Annotated in this window: 30 protein-coding genes; 1 reads left to right on the top strand and 29 read right to left on the bottom strand. The window is 42.8% G+C overall.

The features are described from left to right. Positions 1-15: 15 nt before the first annotated feature. From rpmJ to BrL25_RS25630, 27 genes are all read right to left on the bottom strand, one after another. Positions 16-129 carry a 50S ribosomal protein L36 gene (rpmJ, locus tag BrL25_RS11160; protein ID WP_003333770.1) on the bottom strand — a complete coding sequence of 38 codons (114 nt, stop codon included), beginning with the start codon at positions 127-129 and terminating at the stop codon, positions 16-18. Positions 130-160: 31 nt separating this feature from the next. After that, positions 161-379 carry a translation initiation factor IF-1 gene (gene infA, locus BrL25_RS11155; protein WP_003333772.1) on the bottom strand — a complete coding sequence of 73 codons (219 nt, stop codon included), beginning with the start codon at positions 377-379 and terminating at the stop codon, positions 161-163. 136 nt (positions 380-515) lie between these two features. Next, positions 516-1,262 carry a type I methionyl aminopeptidase gene (gene map, locus BrL25_RS11150; RefSeq protein ID WP_018673883.1) on the bottom strand — a complete coding sequence of 249 codons (747 nt, stop codon included), beginning with the start codon at positions 1,260-1,262 and terminating at the stop codon, positions 516-518. Positions 1,263-1,268: 6 nt separating this feature from the next. Further along, positions 1,269-1,913 carry an adenylate kinase gene (locus tag BrL25_RS11145; protein WP_026315344.1) on the bottom strand — a complete coding sequence of 215 codons (645 nt, stop codon included), beginning with the start codon at positions 1,911-1,913 and terminating at the stop codon, positions 1,269-1,271. A 108-nt stretch (positions 1,914-2,021) separates the two neighbouring features. Continuing rightward, complete coding sequence (secY, locus tag BrL25_RS11140) at positions 2,022-3,317, bottom strand: preprotein translocase subunit SecY (protein WP_018673885.1); 1,296 nt, start codon at positions 3,315-3,317, stop codon at positions 2,022-2,024. Beyond that, entirely contained in the window at positions 3,317-3,757 is a 441-nt protein-coding gene (rplO, locus tag BrL25_RS11135; RefSeq protein ID WP_003333776.1) for a 50S ribosomal protein L15, read from the bottom strand. Before rplO ends, secY begins: the two co-directional genes overlap by 1 nt. 31 nt (positions 3,758-3,788) lie before the next feature. After that, entirely contained in the window at positions 3,789-3,977 is a 189-nt protein-coding gene (gene rpmD / locus BrL25_RS11130; RefSeq protein WP_018673886.1) for a 50S ribosomal protein L30, read from the bottom strand. A 16-nt stretch (positions 3,978-3,993) separates the two neighbouring features. Beyond that, a complete protein-coding gene (gene rpsE / locus BrL25_RS11125; protein ID WP_018673887.1) occupies positions 3,994-4,491 on the bottom strand; it encodes a 30S ribosomal protein S5 in 498 nt (165 codons plus the stop codon). A gap of 30 nt (positions 4,492-4,521) precedes the next feature. Beyond that, complete coding sequence (gene rplR / locus BrL25_RS11120; protein WP_018673888.1) at positions 4,522-4,884, bottom strand: 50S ribosomal protein L18; 363 nt, start codon at positions 4,882-4,884, stop codon at positions 4,522-4,524. Between the two features lie 33 nt (positions 4,885-4,917). Continuing rightward, positions 4,918-5,454 carry a 50S ribosomal protein L6 gene (rplF, locus tag BrL25_RS11115; RefSeq protein ID WP_018673889.1) on the bottom strand — a complete coding sequence of 179 codons (537 nt, stop codon included), beginning with the start codon at positions 5,452-5,454 and terminating at the stop codon, positions 4,918-4,920. Positions 5,455-5,484: 30 nt separating this feature from the next. Then, positions 5,485-5,883: a 30S ribosomal protein S8 gene (gene rpsH, locus BrL25_RS11110; RefSeq protein ID WP_018673890.1), complete on the bottom strand. Its 399-nt coding sequence runs from the start codon at positions 5,881-5,883 to the stop codon at positions 5,485-5,487. A 27-nt stretch (positions 5,884-5,910) separates the two neighbouring features. Beyond that, positions 5,911-6,096: a type Z 30S ribosomal protein S14 gene (locus BrL25_RS11105; RefSeq protein ID WP_003333781.1), complete on the bottom strand. Its 186-nt coding sequence runs from the start codon at positions 6,094-6,096 to the stop codon at positions 5,911-5,913. A gap of 24 nt (positions 6,097-6,120) precedes the next feature. Further along, on the bottom strand, positions 6,121-6,663 hold the full coding sequence (rplE, locus tag BrL25_RS11100) for a 50S ribosomal protein L5 (RefSeq protein WP_003333782.1): 543 nt from the start codon (positions 6,661-6,663) through the stop codon (positions 6,121-6,123). A gap of 26 nt (positions 6,664-6,689) precedes the next feature. Beyond that, entirely contained in the window at positions 6,690-7,004 is a 315-nt protein-coding gene (gene rplX, locus BrL25_RS11095; protein ID WP_018673891.1) for a 50S ribosomal protein L24, read from the bottom strand. A gap of 48 nt (positions 7,005-7,052) precedes the next feature. Then, entirely contained in the window at positions 7,053-7,421 is a 369-nt protein-coding gene (gene rplN, locus BrL25_RS11090) for a 50S ribosomal protein L14 (protein WP_003333784.1), read from the bottom strand. Positions 7,422-7,480: 59 nt separating this feature from the next. Next, positions 7,481-7,747, bottom strand: a complete 267-nt coding sequence (gene rpsQ, locus BrL25_RS11085) for a 30S ribosomal protein S17 (RefSeq protein ID WP_018673892.1) — start codon at positions 7,745-7,747, stop codon at positions 7,481-7,483. Between the two features lie 22 nt (positions 7,748-7,769). Then, positions 7,770-7,967 carry a 50S ribosomal protein L29 gene (rpmC, locus tag BrL25_RS11080; RefSeq protein WP_003333786.1) on the bottom strand — a complete coding sequence of 66 codons (198 nt, stop codon included), beginning with the start codon at positions 7,965-7,967 and terminating at the stop codon, positions 7,770-7,772. After that, complete coding sequence (gene rplP / locus BrL25_RS11075; protein WP_018673893.1) at positions 7,957-8,391, bottom strand: 50S ribosomal protein L16; 435 nt, start codon at positions 8,389-8,391, stop codon at positions 7,957-7,959. The genes rpmC and rplP overlap by 11 nt, the downstream gene beginning before the upstream one ends. A 2-nt stretch (positions 8,392-8,393) precedes the next feature. Further along, positions 8,394-9,056: a 30S ribosomal protein S3 gene (gene rpsC, locus BrL25_RS11070; protein ID WP_003333788.1), complete on the bottom strand. Its 663-nt coding sequence runs from the start codon at positions 9,054-9,056 to the stop codon at positions 8,394-8,396. A gap of 13 nt (positions 9,057-9,069) precedes the next feature. Then, complete coding sequence (gene rplV / locus BrL25_RS11065) at positions 9,070-9,402, bottom strand: 50S ribosomal protein L22 (protein WP_018673894.1); 333 nt, start codon at positions 9,400-9,402, stop codon at positions 9,070-9,072. Between the two features lie 30 nt (positions 9,403-9,432). Next, positions 9,433-9,714, bottom strand: a complete 282-nt coding sequence (rpsS, locus tag BrL25_RS11060; protein ID WP_018673895.1) for a 30S ribosomal protein S19 — start codon at positions 9,712-9,714, stop codon at positions 9,433-9,435. Between the two features lie 53 nt (positions 9,715-9,767). Then, complete coding sequence (rplB, locus tag BrL25_RS11055) at positions 9,768-10,598, bottom strand: 50S ribosomal protein L2 (protein WP_018673896.1); 831 nt, start codon at positions 10,596-10,598, stop codon at positions 9,768-9,770. Positions 10,599-10,631: 33 nt separating this feature from the next. Next, entirely contained in the window at positions 10,632-10,922 is a 291-nt protein-coding gene (rplW, locus tag BrL25_RS11050; protein ID WP_003333793.1) for a 50S ribosomal protein L23, read from the bottom strand. Further along, positions 10,922-11,545: a 50S ribosomal protein L4 gene (gene rplD / locus BrL25_RS11045; RefSeq protein WP_018673897.1), complete on the bottom strand. Its 624-nt coding sequence runs from the start codon at positions 11,543-11,545 to the stop codon at positions 10,922-10,924. The genes rplW and rplD overlap by 1 nt, the downstream gene beginning before the upstream one ends. 17 nt (positions 11,546-11,562) lie before the next feature. Continuing rightward, positions 11,563-12,189, bottom strand: coding sequence for a 50S ribosomal protein L3 (gene rplC, locus BrL25_RS11040; RefSeq protein ID WP_018673898.1), 627 nt, complete (start codon positions 12,187-12,189; stop codon positions 11,563-11,565). A 148-nt stretch (positions 12,190-12,337) separates the two neighbouring features. Beyond that, positions 12,338-12,646, bottom strand: a complete 309-nt coding sequence (gene rpsJ / locus BrL25_RS11035) for a 30S ribosomal protein S10 (protein WP_003333796.1) — start codon at positions 12,644-12,646, stop codon at positions 12,338-12,340. A 25-nt stretch (positions 12,647-12,671) separates the two neighbouring features. Next, entirely contained in the window at positions 12,672-12,809 is a 138-nt protein-coding gene (locus BrL25_RS25630) for a hypothetical protein (protein WP_236847671.1), read from the bottom strand. 98 nt (positions 12,810-12,907) lie between these two features. On the opposite strand from BrL25_RS25630, the gene BrL25_RS11025 reads away from it, so the two are divergent. After that, the gene (locus tag BrL25_RS11025; RefSeq protein WP_018673899.1) at positions 12,908-13,312 is read left to right on the top strand and encodes a globin domain-containing protein; all 405 of its coding nucleotides are present in this window, start codon (positions 12,908-12,910) and stop codon (positions 13,310-13,312) included. 48 nt (positions 13,313-13,360) lie between these two features. Here the strand turns inward: BrL25_RS11025 and BrL25_RS11020 are convergent, their stop codons facing one another. Further along, positions 13,361-14,284 (bottom strand): DMT family transporter, encoded by a 924-nt coding sequence (locus tag BrL25_RS11020; RefSeq protein ID WP_018673900.1) that lies wholly within the window; start codon positions 14,282-14,284, stop codon positions 13,361-13,363. 146 nt (positions 14,285-14,430) lie between these two features. Further along, positions 14,431-15,621, bottom strand: a complete 1,191-nt coding sequence (tuf, locus tag BrL25_RS11015) for an elongation factor Tu (protein WP_018673901.1) — start codon at positions 15,619-15,621, stop codon at positions 14,431-14,433. Between the last annotated feature and the right edge of the window lie 24 nt (positions 15,622-15,645).

Here is a 15,645-nt window from a genome sequence, read left to right as displayed (position 1 = left end):
AGCACCTCCTTGAGTTTATCCTTGTTTTTGCTTATGTTTTGGATTTTCACAAATAACCATAACGTTACCTTTGCGACGGATAACTTTACATTTTTCGCAAATCGGTTTAACCGACGGTCTTACTTTCATGGTTCTTGCCTCCCTTTTCTAGGGGTTAAAATTATTTGTAACGGTACGTAATACGCCCGCGAGTTAAATCGTAAGGCGATAGTTCGACAGTTACCTTGTCTCCAGGAAGAATACGAATGAAGTGCATTCGAATTTTTCCAGATACGTGTGCCAATACTTTATGTCCATTTTCCAGTTCAACACGGAACATTGCATTTGGCAATGGTTCGATGACGGTACCTTCTACTTCAATTACGTCGTCTTTGGCCATTGGCTAGTCTCCTTTCAACTGTTTATACAGTCAGACCATGAGTTTGGCATCATCATAATGCCTCGAGAAACTTCTCGGCTACTTGAACAAACTTATCGTCAACACGTTGAACGACAATCTTCCAGTTCACCTTCGTTTAGGGTCTAGTCAAGATCTCATAGCCATCTTCCGTAATCGCGATGGTGTGTTCATAGTGCGCACACTTTTTCCCATCCACTGTTACGACCGTCCAATTGTCCTCCAATGTGCGGACATAACGTTCGCCAGCATTCACCATCGGCTCGATTGCTAAAACCATTCCTGGCTTTAATCTTGGCCCTCTGTTAGGAGAACCATAATTAGGAATTTGTGGATCTTCATGCAAACTTTGACCGATTCCATGTCCCACGTACTCGCGGACAATTGAATAACCAGCAGCTTCCGCATGTAGTTGAATCTCATGAGAGATATCAGAAAGGCGTCCATCAGGAATTGCTTTCGCCAGACCTTTATATAAGGACTCTTCTGTGACTTGCATCAGGCGCTGATCATCCAAAGAGATGTTACCAACAGCATAGGTCCAGGCTGAGTCACCATGATAACCCTGAAACTTAGCACCAATGTCTATGCTGATGATATCCCCTTCTTGCAATGTCCGTTTTCCTGGAATTCCATGTACGAGTTCCTCATTGACTGAGGCACAGATACTGCCTGTAAACCCACCGTAGCCCTTAAACGACGGAATCGCATTATGACTGCGAATAAAAGTTTCGGCCAGCTCATCAAGTTCCTTTGTAGTAACACCCGGCTTTATGAAGTTTGCCAGCTGTTGGTGAGTTAAAGCGACAATTCGGCCAGCTTCCCTCATAATTTCAAGTTCAGCTTTTGACTTTATATTAATCATTATCGCTTACCCTCGCAATAACGTGGCAATATTTTCAAACACCTTGTTGATATCTTGTTCCCCATTGATTGTACGCAAGATACCCTCTTTGGAGTAGTAATCAACCAAAAGATTAGCCTGAGAAATATTAACATCTAAACGTTGTGTTACTACTTCTGCTTTGTCATCATCTCGTTGGAATAGCTTGCTGCCATCTTTATCACAGATTCCATCCACTTGAGGTGGGTTAAACACTGTGTGGTAGCTCGCAGCGCAAGTTGGGCAGATCCAGCGACCAGTAAGACGTTCAATTAACAACTCGCGGCGAACCTCGATGTTAATCACGTGGTCAAGTTCACGTCCCAGTTCTTTTAGCATGGAGCTTAATGCTTCAGCTTGGGGAACTGTGCGCGGAAAACCATCGAGAAGAAATCCTTTTGCACAATCATCTTTACTTAAACGTTCCCGCACAATGCCGATCGTAATCTCATCTGGTACTAAGTTACCTTTATCCATATAGGACTTTGCTTCCATTCCTAGAGGAGTTTGGTTCTTAATAGCAGCCCGGAACATATCTCCGGTAGAGATGTGCGGGATGTTAAAGGTTTCTACGATACGTTCTGCCTGTGTGCCTTTACCGGCTCCAGGAAGACCCATCAAAATTATATTCATGTCCATCCCCCGTCCACTTACGAAAGATATCCTAAGGAATTCCTTAAAGAACTCTTTCTGCACCAGATCCTCTCCCATTAGGAGGTTCAGAGGTGATTATTATACTCGTTATTTAATGAAGCCTTTGTAATGACGCTGTATAAGCTGGCTCTCGATTTGTTTCATGGTGTCGAGAACAACCCCAATCATAATCAAGATGGATGTACCACCGATATAAATCGAGTTAGGCAATCCAAACATCTTACTAAATGCGAAAGGCAATAGCGAGATGATAGTCAGGAATATAGCACCGGCGAACGTTAGGCGAGTTAATGTACGAGTAATATATACCTCGGTGTTAGTACCAGGGCGAATTCCAGGAATGTAACCGCCATTCTTTCTCATATTTTCTGCCATTTGAGCAGGATTCATCTGAACAAATGTATAGAAGAACGTAAAGCCAATGATTAACACCGCGTAAAGCGTCATGCCAAGCGGAGAACTAACCTGGAAGTTGTTATAAATCCAGTTAGCAATTCCTTCACCAGTCGGTTTTACCCAGAAACTAGCGATTGTTGACGGGAACACTACTAGCGACACAGCGAAGATTACCGGAATAACCCCTGCTGAGTTGACTTTTAGTGGAATATGAGAAGACTGTCCACCAAACATCTTACGTCCTACAACACGTTTCGCATACTGTACAGGAATCTTCCGCAAGCCTTGTTGCATGTAGATAATTCCTACAACCAGCAATAGAATCGCTAGTAGAATCAGTAAGATTTTAATAACTCCAAAGAAAACTTGCGAGTTGGGATTATTAAACTGCATCTCATAGATTGTATGAATCCCACCAGGTATATTGGCGACGATACCCGCCATGATGATAATGGAAATACCATTACCAATGCCCTTTTCGGTAATTTGCTCACCTAACCACAGCAAAAAAGCAGTTCCTGCTGTTAGAGTCAAAGCAATTAACAAAAAGCTGCTCCAAGATGTGTCAGTAACTAATCCGTTCATCATTCGGTTAAAACCATAGGTCATACCAAGTGATTGGATAAATCCAAGAACAATCGTACCGTAGCGTGTTACCTGCGCAATTTTGCGACGTCCCACTTCTCCTTCCTTCGACCATTGCGTAAACTTCGGAACCACATCCATGGAAAGAAGCTGCATAATGATCGAAGCAGTGATGTATGGCATAATACCCATCGCGAAGATAGAGAATTTTTTCAATGCACCACCAGAGAATGTATCCAGAAGACCAACAAAATTGTTGGTATTACCTTGAAGTAAATCAACATTGATGTTAGGCACAGGAACGTGGGTTCCAATTCGGAAGACGACAAGCATCAAAAGAGTGAAAAACACCTTTCGACGCAGGTCGCCTATCTTAAAGATGTTAGAAAAAGATCCTAACATTAGATCACCTCAGTGGTTCCACCGACTTGAGCAATCTTTTCAGCAGCAGCACCAGAGAATTTGTGAGCTTTTACTGTAAGCTTCACAGTTAATTCACCGTTAGCCAAAACTTTCACTCCATCACGAAGAGCACTGATAACTCCTGTTTCTTTAAGCAACTCAGGTGTAACCACTGTACCTTCAGCAAAGCGATTCAACGCATCTAGAGATACGATTGCAAACTCCTTGCGGTTGATGTTGTGGAAGCCACGTTTAGGTAAACGACGGAATAGTGGGTTTTGACCACCCTCAAATCCTGGGCGTACGCCACCACCAGAACGAGCATTTTGACCTTTGTGACCTTTACCAGCTGTTTTACCAGTTCCACTACCGATACCACGTCCTAGACGTTTACGTTCATGACGGGATCCTTCTGCTGGTTTAAGTTCATGCAATTTCATAGGTTGCACCTCCTCACTATCAATCTGTAGCTTATTCTCCGATTTCCTTTACATCTACAAGATGTTTAACTTTGAAAATCATACCACGCATTGCTACGTTGTCTTCTTTTTCTACTGTTTGACGGATTTTGCGAAGGCCAAGGGCTTTCACCGTTTCCTTCTGGTCAGCCGGACGACCGATTAGGCTACGTTTTAGCGTGATTTGTAATGATTTCGCCATGTCCCTTTCCCTCCTTCTATCCTAAAAGTTCTGCGACAGTTTTTCCGCGAAGTTTAGCTACGTCTTCAGCAGTTTTCAGACGGCTAAGGCCTTCAAGAGTAGCGCTAACCATGTTGATTGGGTTGTTAGAACCCAAAGATTTACTCAACACGTCACCTACACCTGCAAGTTCAAGTACCGCACGAACTGGTCCACCCGCAATAACTCCTGTACCTTCAGAAGCTGGCTTGATTAATACACGGCCAGAACCGAAATGGCACAAAACTTGGTGAGGGATGGTAGTTCCTTTTAAAGGTACGCGAATCATGTTTTTCTTCGCGTCATCAATTGCTTTACGAATAGCGTCCGGTACTTCTTGGGCTTTACCCATACCAGAGCCAACATGGCCGTTCTTGTCGCCTACTACTACTAGTGCGCTAAAGCTGAAGCGACGACCACCTTTAACCACTTTTGCTACGCGGTTAACAGCGACGACTCTTTCTTCTAGCTCTAATTTGCTAGCGTCGATACGCATTCTTTTCCCTCCTTATATCTTATTGTCTCCTTAGAATTGCAGACCAGCTTCACGTGCTGCATCAGCTAGTGCTTTAACACGTCCATGGTACAAGTAACCACCACGGTCAAAGACGATTTCAGTGAGACCTTTTTCTTGAGCGCGTGCTGCGATCAAGTTACCAACAGCAGTTGCTGCTTCAGTATTAGAACCGTTATTTAAGTTAAGCTCTTTATCAAGTGAAGATGCAGATGCAAGAGTTGTACCTGCTACATCATCGATTAACTGAGCATAGATATGCTTAGAAGAACGGAAAACGTTCAAACGTGGACGAGCAGCAGAACCCATTACACGCTTACGAATACGCAGTTGACGTTTTTTCCGTGCTTTGTTTTTATCGTTTTTCGTAAACATTAAGCGGCCTCCTTTCTGATGAAACTATGCGGCTTATTTACCTTTTTTACCTTCTTTACGACGAACAACTTCATTGCTGTAACGAATACCTTTACCTTTGTATGGCTCAGGTTTACGTAGAGAACGAATTTCAGCAGCCACTTGGCCTACACGCTCTTTATCGATACCTTTAACAACTAATGTTGTTTGGTTAGTTAGTTCTAATTCGATTCCTTGTTCAGGAGTTACCTCAACTGGGTGAGAGAAACCTAGAGAAAGAGTTACACCGTTAGCAGACTTAGCTCCACGATAACCTACACCTACTAGTTCAAGTGTACGAGTGAAACCTTCAGATACACCTACAACCATGTTCGAAACCAAGGCACGAGTAGTACCATGGAGAGAACGATGAAGTTTATTGTCAGACGGACGTTCAACGATTACTTCAGATTCAGTAATGTTGATTTTGATGTCCGGATGAAAGTTACGAACGAGAGTACCCTTAGGGCCCTTTACTGTCAACTCTGTACCGTTCAGAGTTAAAGTAACGCCTGCAGGAACCGTAATCGGTTTTTTACCGACACGCGACATGACTTGCACCTCCTGTGCGTAAATCTAAGATTACCAAATATAAGCTAGTACTTCTCCACCAACATGTGCTTGACGAGCTTGTTTGTCAGTCATAACACCTTTGGAAGTAGAGATCAAAGCGACACCTAGTCCGCCTAATACACGAGGAATTTCATTGTTGTTTGCATAAACACGGTGTCCTGGCTTACTGATACGTTTTAGGCCAGTGATAACACGTTCGTTGTTAACCCCGTATTTAAGGAACAAACGAATGATTCCTTGCTTGTTGTCTTCGATAAATTCTGCATCACGGATAAAGCCCTCTTCTTTCAAAAGACGAGCAATTTCCTTCTTCAAGTTAGATGCAGGAATTTCAACTTTCTCGTGGCGAACCATGTTCGCATTGCGGACGCGAGTTAGCATATCAGCAACTGGATCAGTCATTACCATGAGAGAAAAACCTCCTTCCCGTCTATATTACCAGCTGGCTTTCTTTACACCTGGAATTTGGCCTTTGTAAGCCAATTCACGGAAGCAAATACGGCACAGTTTAAATTTGCGAAGCACAGAGTGCGGACGACCGCAACGTTCGCAACGAGTATACGCACGAACTTTAAACTTTGGATCACGCTGTTGCTTCACGATCATAGATTTCTTTGCCACAATTGTCCCTCCTTACGATAGGGTTTATTTACGGAATGGCATACCCATCTGAGTCAGAAGTTCACGAGCTTCTTCATCAGTTTTCGCAGATGTTACAACTACGATGTCCATACCGCGAACCTTATCAATTTTATCGTATTCGATCTCTGGAAAAATCAATTGCTCTTTAAGACCAAGAGTATAGTTTCCACGACCGTCAAAAGCTTTGGATGAAATACCACGGAAGTCACGAACACGTGGTAGAGATACGTTCATCAATTTATCGAGGAATTGGTACATACGCTCACCACGAAGTGTTACCTTCGCACCGATCGGCATACCTTCACGCAATTTGAAACCAGCGATAGACTTCTTCGCACGAGTAACAATTGGCTTTTGACCAGCGATTAATTGTAAATCTTCAATGGCTGTATCGATAGCTTTTGCGTTAGCAACTGCTTCACCAACACCAATGTTGATAACGATTTTCTCTACTTTAGGAACTTGCATGACAGTTTTATAGTTAAACTTAGTCATCAAGCTAGGAACGATTTCCTGCAAGTACTTATCTTTCAATCTTGCTGCCATTTAAGACAACCTCCTTTCCGACCTGACTACTTATCGATTACTTCGCCAGATTTTTTCGCAACCCGAACTTTTTTACCGTTCTCTAATACTTTGTAACCTACGCGGGTAGGTTTTCCTGATTTAGGGTCAATTAGAGAGACATTAGAAACGTGAATGGCAGCTTCTTGTGTTACGATTCCGCCTTGTGGATTCGCTTGAGAAGGACGAGCATGCTTCTTCACAAGATTAATACCTTCTACCAATACACGGTCTTTTTTAGGTAAAGCAGCCAATACTTGACCTTTTTTACCTTTGTCTTTGCCCGCAGTAACGATAACCATATCGCCTTTTTTTACGTGCATCGCTGGGTGCACCTCCTATCGAACAAAATACAGATTTGTTACGTTAATTTAGATAACCTCAGGAGCCAGAGAGATGATCTTCATGAAATCTTTTTCACGAAGCTCACGAGCAACCGGTCCAAAGATACGTGTACCACGTGGAGAGTTATCATCTTTGATAACTACCGCTGCATTCTGGTCGAAGCGGATGTAAGAACCATCGTTACGACGTACGCCACTAACTGTACGAACGATAACAGCCTTAACTACTTGACCTTTCTTGACAACTCCTCCGGGTGTAGCAGCTTTGACAGAGCAAACGATAATGTCGCCTACATTAGCTGTCTTGCGGCCAGATCCACCAAGAACCTTAATGCACATTAATTCTTTAGCACCAGAGTTGTCAGCAACTGCTAGTCTGGATTGAGTTTGGATCATTCTGAGTCACTCCCTTCGGATGTGATGTTTTATCCGAGTCTATCATATATTAAGCTATCTTAAACAATGACAGCTTCTTGTACTACTTTTACAAGACGGAATCTCTTGTCCTTAGAAAGCGGACGAGTTTCCATAATTTCTACGATATCACCGATTTTAGCTGTATTGTTTTCATCGTGTGCTTTGAACTTTTTAGAGTACTTCACACGCTTACCATACAACGTATGTTTTTTGTAGGTTTCAACCAGAACAACAATGGTTTTGTCCATTTTGTCTGATACTACACGACCTACCAGCGTTCTACGCAAATTGCGTTGTGCGGTCATCGTTGGAACCTCCTTCCTTATATTAGCCGATTCCTAATTCACGTTGGCGTAGGATAGTTTTCGCGCATGCGATATCCTTACGCACTTGCTTAATACGAGCCGTGTTTTCCAATTGGCCAGTAGCTAATTGAAAACGAAGGTTGAACAATTCTTCTTTCAAAGAAGAAACGTTTTGTTCGATCTCGGCAGTGGTTAGATTGCGGTATTCATTAGCCTTCATGTGCGTCACCACCCACTTCTTCGCGCTTAACAAACTTACACTTTACAGGTAGTTTGTGCATAGCAAGACGCATAGCTTCACGCGCTACTTCTTCAGATACACCAGCAAGTTCAAACATAACTTTACCTGGTTTAACTACAGCAACCCATTTTTCAACGGAACCTTTACCAGAACCCATGCGGACTTCTAGAGGTTTTTGTGTAATCGGTCTGTCTGGGAAAACTTTAATCCAAACTTTACCGCCACGACGGATATAACGTGTCATCGCAATACGTGCTGCCTCGATTTGACGATTCGTTACCCAAGCTGGTTCAAGAGCTTGGAGGCCATATTCACCGAAAGCAACAGTTGTACCGCCTTTAGCGTTACCGGACAACTTCGGACGATGTTGTTTACGATGCTTCACGCGTTTAGGCATCAACATGTTTACTTGCCTCCTTCCACTCGTGCAACGTTCTTCTTAGTAGGAAGAACTTCACCACGGTAGATCCATACTTTTACACCGATGCGGCCATAAGTAGTGTGAGCTTCAGCTGTACCATAGTCGATGTCAGCACGCAATGTATGAAGAGGTACAGTACCTTCGCTGTAACCTTCAGAACGCGCGATATCAGCTCCACCTAGACGACCACTAACAAGTGTTTTGATACCTTTCGCACCTGCACGCAAAGAACGAGTGATTGTTTGCTTTTGTGCACGACGGAAAGAAATACGGTTTTCCAATTGACGAGCAATGTTTTCAGCTACAAGAGTAGCGTCAAGATCAGGTTTCTTGATCTCGTTGATATTGATGTGTACACGCTTGCTAGTAAGTTGGGAAAGAGCTTTACGAAGTGTTTCAACTTCAGATCCACCTTTACCGATAACCATACCAGGCTTAGCAGTGTGAATTGTTACGTTTACGCGATTTGCAGCGCGTTCGATTTCAACAGTAGATACAGCAGCGTCTTTAAGACGACCTTTGATGTATTTACGAATGTGAAGGTCTTCATGCAACAAAGTTGCGAAGTCCTTATCAGCATACCATCTGGATTCCCAGTCACGAATTACGCCAACTCGCAGACCGACCGGACTTACCTTTTGTCCCACTCAATTTCCCTCCTTATTTTTCGTTTAATACCACTGTAATGTGGCTCGTACGCTTATGAATACGGCTAGCACGACCCATTGCACGTGGACGGAATCGTTTCAAGGTAGGACCTTGATCAACGAAAATTTGACCAACAACAAGGTTTTCAATATCCATGTTGTAGTTATGCTCAGCATTAGCAATCGCAGAGTTTAAAAGCTTCTCTACTACTGGAGAACCTGCTTTAGGAGTGTGTTTCAAAATACCTAGAGCTTCTCCAATTTTCTTGCCTCTGATTAGATCGATAACTAGACGCACTTTACGAGGCGCGATTCGAATATTACGAGCAACTGCTTTGGATTCCATGATTGTACCTCCCCTCTATGAAGAGAATAATTAGCGCTTCTTGGATTTTTTGTCGTTGTCGACGTGACCCCTGAAGGTACGAGTAGGTGCGAATTCACCTAATTTGTGTCCGACCATATCTTCAGTCACGTATACAGGAACATGTTTACGACCATCGTATACAGCGAATGTATGACCGATAAAATCAGGGAAGATTGTAGAACGGCGTGACCAAGTTTTAACAACTTTCTTCTCGCTTTTCTCGTTCAAAGCATCAACCTTTTTCATCAAGTGGTCGTCCACGAAAGGACCTTTCTTCAAGCTACGACCCATAGTTCAGAAACCTCCCTTCGCCAAAGGCGTTCGGTTTATTGTATTATCCGATCTTACTTCTTACGGCGACGGATAATGTATTTATCATTCTTGTTTTTCTTCTTACGAGTCTTAAGACCCAATGCAGGTTTACCCCAAGGAGTAACTGGTGCTTTACGACCGATAGGAGCGCGACCTTCACCACCACCGTGTGGGTGATCGTTAGGGTTCATTACGCTACCGCGAACAGTAGGACGTACGCCCAACCAACGTTTACGACCAGCTTTACCGATGTTGATCAACTCATGATCCAAGTTACCAACTTGACCGATTGTAGCACGGCACACGTTGTGGATACGACGAGTTTCACCAGAACCTAGACGTACGATTACGAATTCACCATCGCGACCTAGCAATTGAGCAGATGTACCAGCTGCACGTACCAACTGAGCACCTTTACCTGGTTTCAACTCGATGTTGTGAATTGTTGTACCAACAGGAATGTTTACAAGTGGTAAGCAGTTACCTGTTTTGATGTCTGCATCTGCGCCAGATACAATCTCATCTCCAACTTTCAAACCATGTGGAGCGATGATGTAACGCTTTTCACCATCAGCGTAGTTGATTAACGCGATGTTTGCAGAACGGTTTGGATCGTATTCGATAGTAGCTACGCGACCTACGATACCATCTTTGTTACGTTTGAAATCGATAACACGATATTTACGCTTATGGCCGCCACCTTGATGACGAACAGTAATCTTACCTTGGTTGTTACGTCCAGCTTTTTTGTTAAGCGGTTGTAGAAGAGATTTCTCCGGAGTGGAGGTTGTGATCTCTTCGAAGGTAGAAACCGTCATTTGGCGACGACTCGGAGAAGTCGGTTTAAACTTCTTGATACCCATTCCTTATTCCCTCCTTATAGAAAGTCGTCGAACTTAGATACCTTCGTAGAATTCTAGCTCTTTGCTATCAGCAGTCAATTTAACGATTGCTTTTTTCCACTCAGAAGTGTATCCAGCATATTTACCATAGCGTTTAGGTTTTGCAGCAACGCGAATTGTGTTAACTGCTTCAACTTTTACGCCGAAAACTTTCTCAATAGCTTGTTTGATTTCCGTTTTGTTGGCTTTCATCGGTACTTCGAAAACGTACTTCTTATCAGCCATCATATCGGTGGTGCGCTCAGTAATGATAGGGCGCTTGATAACATCGTGAAGGCTCTTCATTATGCGAGCACCTCCTCTACTTTAGCAACCGCTTCTTTAGTCACGATTACTTTATCATGTGCAACTAGGTCAAGAACGTTAACGCCAGCAGCATCAATGCACTTAGCACCTGGAATGTTGCGAGAAGAAAGGGCGATGTTTTGATCATAGTCTGCTGTTACGATTAGAACTTTACGGTCAACTTTCAAGCTAGAAAGAATACCAGCAAAATCCTTAGTTTTAGGAGCAGACATAGTCAATGCATCTAGTACTAACAATTCATTGTTTTGTACTTTTGTAGATAAAGCGGATTTAAGAGCCAAACGACGAACTTTACGGTTTAGCTTATATCCGTATTTACGAGGTGTAGGTCCGAATACTACGCCGCCGCCTTTCCATTGAGGAGAGCGAATAGATCCTTGGCGTGCACGACCAGTACCTTTTTGACGCCATGGTTTGCGTCCACCACCACGTACTTCAGAACGATTTTTTACATCGTGAGTACCTTGGCGTTGAGAAGCTTGTTGCATAACGATTGCATCAAACAGTACAGCGTTGTTTGGTTCGATACCGAATACAGCTTCAGCCAATTCGATGTCGCCTACTTGCGCACCTGTTTGGTTATAAAGAGCTACTTTTGGCATGTCAGTTCCTCCTTTCCTTATTTCTTGACAGCCGTACGCACGACTACGTAGCTGTTTTTAGGTCCAGGTATGGAACCTTTAACAAGAATCAAGTTACGGTCTGTGTCAACTTTAACAACCTCAAGATTTTGGATTGTTACGTTTTCGCCACCCATTTGACCAGGCAATTTCATACCTTTGAATACACGGTTAGCTGCGATAGAACCCATGGAACCTGGTCCACGATGGTAACGGGAACCGTGAGCCATTGGACCACGAGCGTGGTTGTGGCGCTTGATAGAACCTGCAAAACCTTTACCTTTTGTCACGCCGGACACGTCTACAAACTCTCCTGCGGCAAAAATATCAGCTTTAAGTTCTTGACCTACCTCATATTCTGTGAGGTTAATTCCGTCGATTTCACGGATGAAGCGCTTAGGTGCAGTGTTAGCTTTAGCTGCATGTCCTTTTTCAGGTTTGTTCGCACGATGATCTTTCTTATCGTCGAAACCGATCTGAATCGCCTCATATCCATCAGTTGCTTGATCCTTCTTTTGAAGAACTACGCAAGGACCTGCTTGGATTACAGTTACAGCAGTCGCTGTACCATTTTGAGCGAAGACTTGAGTCATTCCAAGTTTTCTTCCTAAGATTCCTTTGGTCATTTGTGCCACCTCCTACATTAACATTTTCATAAAATGACCTTTGTTGTATCAAGTCCCTACTGACGAGCAGGGGAGCTATATAAAGAATCCTTTAACTTCCGTACTCATCAAGACAACGCTAGCTAGCGTGTCATTCTCTAGGTAGAGATTAAAGCTTAATCTCAATGTCAACACCAGATGGTAGATCCAAACGCATTAGTGCATCAACCGTTTGTGGTGTTGGATTCAAGATATCAATTAGACGCTTATGCGTACGCATTTCGAATTGCTCACGAGAATCTTTATACTTATGAACCGCACGAAGAATTGTGTACACAGCTTTCTCAGTAGGAAGTGGAATCGGACCAGATACATTTGCACCGGAACGTTTCGCAGTTTCTACGATTTTTTCTGCTGATTGATCTAGAATCTTATGATCATATGCTTTCAATCGGATACGAATCTTTTGTTTTGCCATTGTAGTCCCTCCTTTTTCGCCCATATTATAACGGACATTTCTCCGCGAAAATATCCTGCACCCCAGCAATGGCAAAGGAGCCGGGTGTGTCAGCAACCTCCCGCATCATCGCAAGTCCATGACCAACATTCACTATTTTACTAAATAAATATAGGCATTGCAAGTTTTTTTTGTAATTCCTATGATTTTCTAATCAAACAAGTATAATAGAGTTATGCGGGTTACGACTTTTGCTATTATACAATAGAAAGGAGCCTTCATGTGATTGAAAAGACTGGAAGCCTTTATGACCAAATTGGAGGAGCTCCCACCCTTAAGAAACTAGTAAATCACTTCTATGATTTGGTTGCCAAGCATGAAGACTTAATTCCTATTTTTCCAGCGGATCTTACAGAAGTAAAAGCAAAGCAATATTTGTTCCTTACACAATTTCTTGGTGGACCTTCTCTCTATTCTGAAAAGCATGGACATCCGATGCTTCGAGCACGCCACCTACCTTTTGAAATTACTCCTAAAAGAGCAGGAGCTTGGCTTCTTTGTATGGAACAAGCTCTAGATCATACTAAGATCGATGAACCGATGAAGTCTCAGATTTTTGAACGTCTTACTTTAACAGCACATCATATGATCAATCATTGGAATCAACAAGAAGGAACGTCTTCGTAGGCGTTCCTTCTTCTATATGATATAAAGTTTTAACACATGAAACTTTGCCTAAACTTCTCTCCTTTTATTACATACAGGAATTTTTACGGAACGGGAAGTAGAACCAAGATAAACTCCCGCAATCGTACATAATAAAGCAACTATAGCTAAATAAGTAAGTGGCTCATTTATAAGCCAAGCAGCAAAAAGCAAACTGGCTATTGGCATGCCATTCAAAAAGATGGAAGTTTGACTTGCTCCAATCTTTTGAATGCCATAATTACATCCTAAAGAGCCGAGTCCACTGGAAATACCTCCTGAACAAAAAATCACAAACCAGGTAAACCAACTGGTATTCATCTCCTGAAAAATAGATGTGGGATAAATTCCTATACTTAAGACCGCTAAAATAATAGCACCGATCCATTGAGAATACGCAGTCAGCTCCCACACGGGCAAGCCAGTTGACTTAGCTCCTCTTACAAACAATCCACCTGCTACATACATGAGCATAGAACCAAAAATAATAATTTCACCCAATCCAAAAGATATATGCCCATTCCCTTTTGATGTAACTGCAATAATCACACCAGTAAAACCCAGTAAAATGCCCATGCCTTTGCGAATACTTAATTTTTCACCCAACAACAAGGCTGCTAATAAGGTAGTGGCTAATGGATTTAATGCCAAGATTAATGAGGAGCTTCCAGCCGTACTATGTTGAAGTCCCCAAGCTAAAAGAATCTGATGCAAAGCAATTGATGTGGAACCGATTGCGACTATAAACAACCATTGTTTTACTGAGAGTTTACATTTTTCTTTCTTCTTAACAAAAAGAATTGGCGTTAACACGATTGCTGCGATCAGCATTCGAATGGCTGCAATGACCACTGGAGGAAAAAAAGACAGGTATTTCACCATTACTACATTAAGTCCCCAGAAACATACTACGGAAGTTAGTATGACATAGATGTATGAATCTTTCTTTCCCACTTCTGTTCCACTCCTCAAGTAAAAGTATGAATGGTATTGTAACAGGTAGATGATTATTTGACTATAGTCGTGGTTGTAAAGAATTGCTTTCTTAGCATACAAAAAACCCGAGGAGAATATCCTCGGGTTTTTATATCAAGTAAAAACTATTCAACGATAGTAGATACTACGCCAGCGCCTACTGTACGGCCACCTTCGCGAATCGCGAAACGAGTACCTTGTTCCATTGCAACTGGAGCGATAAGTTCAACAGTGAACTCAGTGTTATCGCCAGGCATGATCATTTCAACGCCTTCTGGCAATTGAACGATACCTGTTACGTCAGTTGTACGGAAGTAGAACTGAGGGCGGTAGTTAGCGAAGAATGGAGTATGACGTCCACCTTCTTCTTTAGATAGAACGTAAACTTCACATTTAAATTTAGTGTAAGGTTTAACAGAACCTGGTTTAGCTAGACATTGTCCACGCTCGATGTCTTTACGCTCAACACCACGTAGAAGAGCACCAATGTTATCGCCTGCTTCAGCTTGATCAAGAAGCTTACGGAACATCTCAACACCTGTTACAGTAGAGTTGCGAGTTTCTTCTTGAAGACCGATGATTTCGATAGCGTCACCAACTTTGATAACACCGCGCTCAACGCGACCAGTAGCAACTGTACCACGACCAGTGATTGTGAATACGTCCTCTACAGGCATCAAGAAAGGTTTGTCAGTAGCACGTTCTGGAGTTGGGATGTAAGAATCAACAGCTTCCATCAACTCAAGAATTTTCTTAGCCCAATCGCCATTTGGATTGTCCAAAGCTTCTTTAGCAGAACCTTTGATTACTGGAGTATCGTCACCTGGGAACTCATATTGAGACAATAGGTCACGGATTTCCATTTCAACTAGTTCTAGCAACTCTTCATCGTCAACCATGTCGCATTTGTTCATGAATACTACGATGTAAGGTACACCTACTTGTTTAGAAAGAAGGATGTGCTCACGAGTTTGTGGCATTGGACCGTCAGCAGCAGATACTACTAGGATCGCTCCGTCCATTTGTGCAGCACCAGTGATCATGTTTTTAACATAGTCAGCATGGCCTGGGCAGTCAACGTGTGCATAGTGACGAGTAGCTGTTTCGTACTCAACGTGTGCAGTGTTGATTGTGATACCGCGCTCGCGCTCTTCAGGAGCAGCGTCGATGCTACCGTAATCCATAGCAGTTGCTCCACCAGTTACTGCAAGAACAGTAGTGATAGCAGCTGTTAGAGTTGTTTTACCATGGTCAACGTGACCGATAGTACCAATGTTAACGTGGGGTTTATTCCGCTCAAATTTTGCTTTTGCCATGAGAATATATGCCTCCTTAAAGAT

The sequence above is a fragment of the Brevibacillus laterosporus DSM 25 genome, from assembly GCF_002706795.1.
In the GTDB taxonomy this organism is placed as follows: domain Bacteria; phylum Bacillota; class Bacilli; order Brevibacillales; family Brevibacillaceae; genus Brevibacillus_B; species Brevibacillus_B laterosporus.
The sequence above is the reverse complement of the archived record's forward strand: the minus strand, read 5'-3'. Positions and strand labels throughout refer to the sequence as shown.

Bases quoted from the DNA above. Each gene is read 5' to 3' on its own strand.
- rpmJ (WP_003333770.1), bottom strand. From the start codon at position 129: ATGAAAGTAAGACCGTCGGTTAAACCGATTTGCGAAAAATGTAAAGTT.
- infA (WP_003333772.1), bottom strand. From the start codon at position 379: ATGGCCAAAGACGACGTAATTGAAGTAGAAGGTACCGTCATCGAACCA.
- map (WP_018673883.1), bottom strand. From the start codon at position 1,262: ATGATTAATATAAAGTCAAAAGCTGAACTTGAAATTATGAGGGAAGCT.
- BrL25_RS11145 (WP_026315344.1), bottom strand. From the start codon at position 1,913: ATGAATATAATTTTGATGGGTCTTCCTGGAGCCGGTAAAGGCACACAG.
- secY (WP_018673885.1), bottom strand. From the start codon at position 3,317: ATGTTAGGATCTTTTTCTAACATCTTTAAGATAGGCGACCTGCGTCGA.
- rplO (WP_003333776.1), bottom strand. From the start codon at position 3,757: ATGAAATTGCATGAACTTAAACCAGCAGAAGGATCCCGTCATGAACGT.
- rpmD (WP_018673886.1), bottom strand. From the start codon at position 3,977: ATGGCGAAATCATTACAAATCACGCTAAAACGTAGCCTAATCGGTCGT.
- rpsE (WP_018673887.1), bottom strand. From the start codon at position 4,491: ATGCGTATCGACGCTAGCAAATTAGAGCTAGAAGAAAGAGTCGTCGCT.
- rplR (WP_018673888.1), bottom strand. From the start codon at position 4,884: ATGTTTACGAAAAACGATAAAAACAAAGCACGGAAAAAACGTCAACTG.
- rplF (WP_018673889.1), bottom strand. From the start codon at position 5,454: ATGTCGCGTGTCGGTAAAAAACCGATTACGGTTCCTGCAGGCGTTACT.
- rpsH (WP_018673890.1), bottom strand. From the start codon at position 5,883: ATGGTAATGACTGATCCAGTTGCTGATATGCTAACTCGCGTCCGCAAT.
- rplE (WP_003333782.1), bottom strand. From the start codon at position 6,663: ATGGCAGCAAGATTGAAAGATAAGTACTTGCAGGAAATCGTTCCTAGC.
- rplX (WP_018673891.1), bottom strand. From the start codon at position 7,004: ATGCACGTAAAAAAAGGCGATATGGTTATCGTTACTGCGGGCAAAGAC.
- rplN (WP_003333784.1), bottom strand. From the start codon at position 7,421: ATGATCCAAACTCAATCCAGACTAGCAGTTGCTGACAACTCTGGTGCT.
- rpsQ (WP_018673892.1), bottom strand. From the start codon at position 7,747: ATGACCGCACAACGCAATTTGCGTAGAACGCTGGTAGGTCGTGTAGTA.
- rpmC (WP_003333786.1), bottom strand. From the start codon at position 7,967: ATGAAGGCTAATGAATACCGCAATCTAACCACTGCCGAGATCGAACAA.
- rplP (WP_018673893.1), bottom strand. From the start codon at position 8,391: ATGTTGATGCCTAAACGCGTGAAGCATCGTAAACAACATCGTCCGAAG.
- rplV (WP_018673894.1), bottom strand. From the start codon at position 9,402: ATGGAATCCAAAGCAGTTGCTCGTAATATTCGAATCGCGCCTCGTAAA.
- rpsS (WP_018673895.1), bottom strand. From the start codon at position 9,714: ATGGGTCGTAGCTTGAAGAAAGGTCCTTTCGTGGACGACCACTTGATG.
- rplB (WP_018673896.1), bottom strand. From the start codon at position 10,598: ATGGGTATCAAGAAGTTTAAACCGACTTCTCCGAGTCGTCGCCAAATG.
- rplW (WP_003333793.1), bottom strand. From the start codon at position 10,922: ATGAAGAGCCTTCACGATGTTATCAAGCGCCCTATCATTACTGAGCGC.
- rplD (WP_018673897.1), bottom strand. From the start codon at position 11,545: ATGCCAAAAGTAGCTCTTTATAACCAAACAGGTGCGCAAGTAGGCGAC.
- rplC (WP_018673898.1), bottom strand. From the start codon at position 12,189: ATGACCAAAGGAATCTTAGGAAGAAAACTTGGAATGACTCAAGTCTTC.
- rpsJ (WP_003333796.1), bottom strand. From the start codon at position 12,646: ATGGCAAAACAAAAGATTCGTATCCGATTGAAAGCATATGATCATAAG.
- tuf (WP_018673901.1), bottom strand. From the start codon at position 15,621: ATGGCAAAAGCAAAATTTGAGCGGAATAAACCCCACGTTAACATTGGT.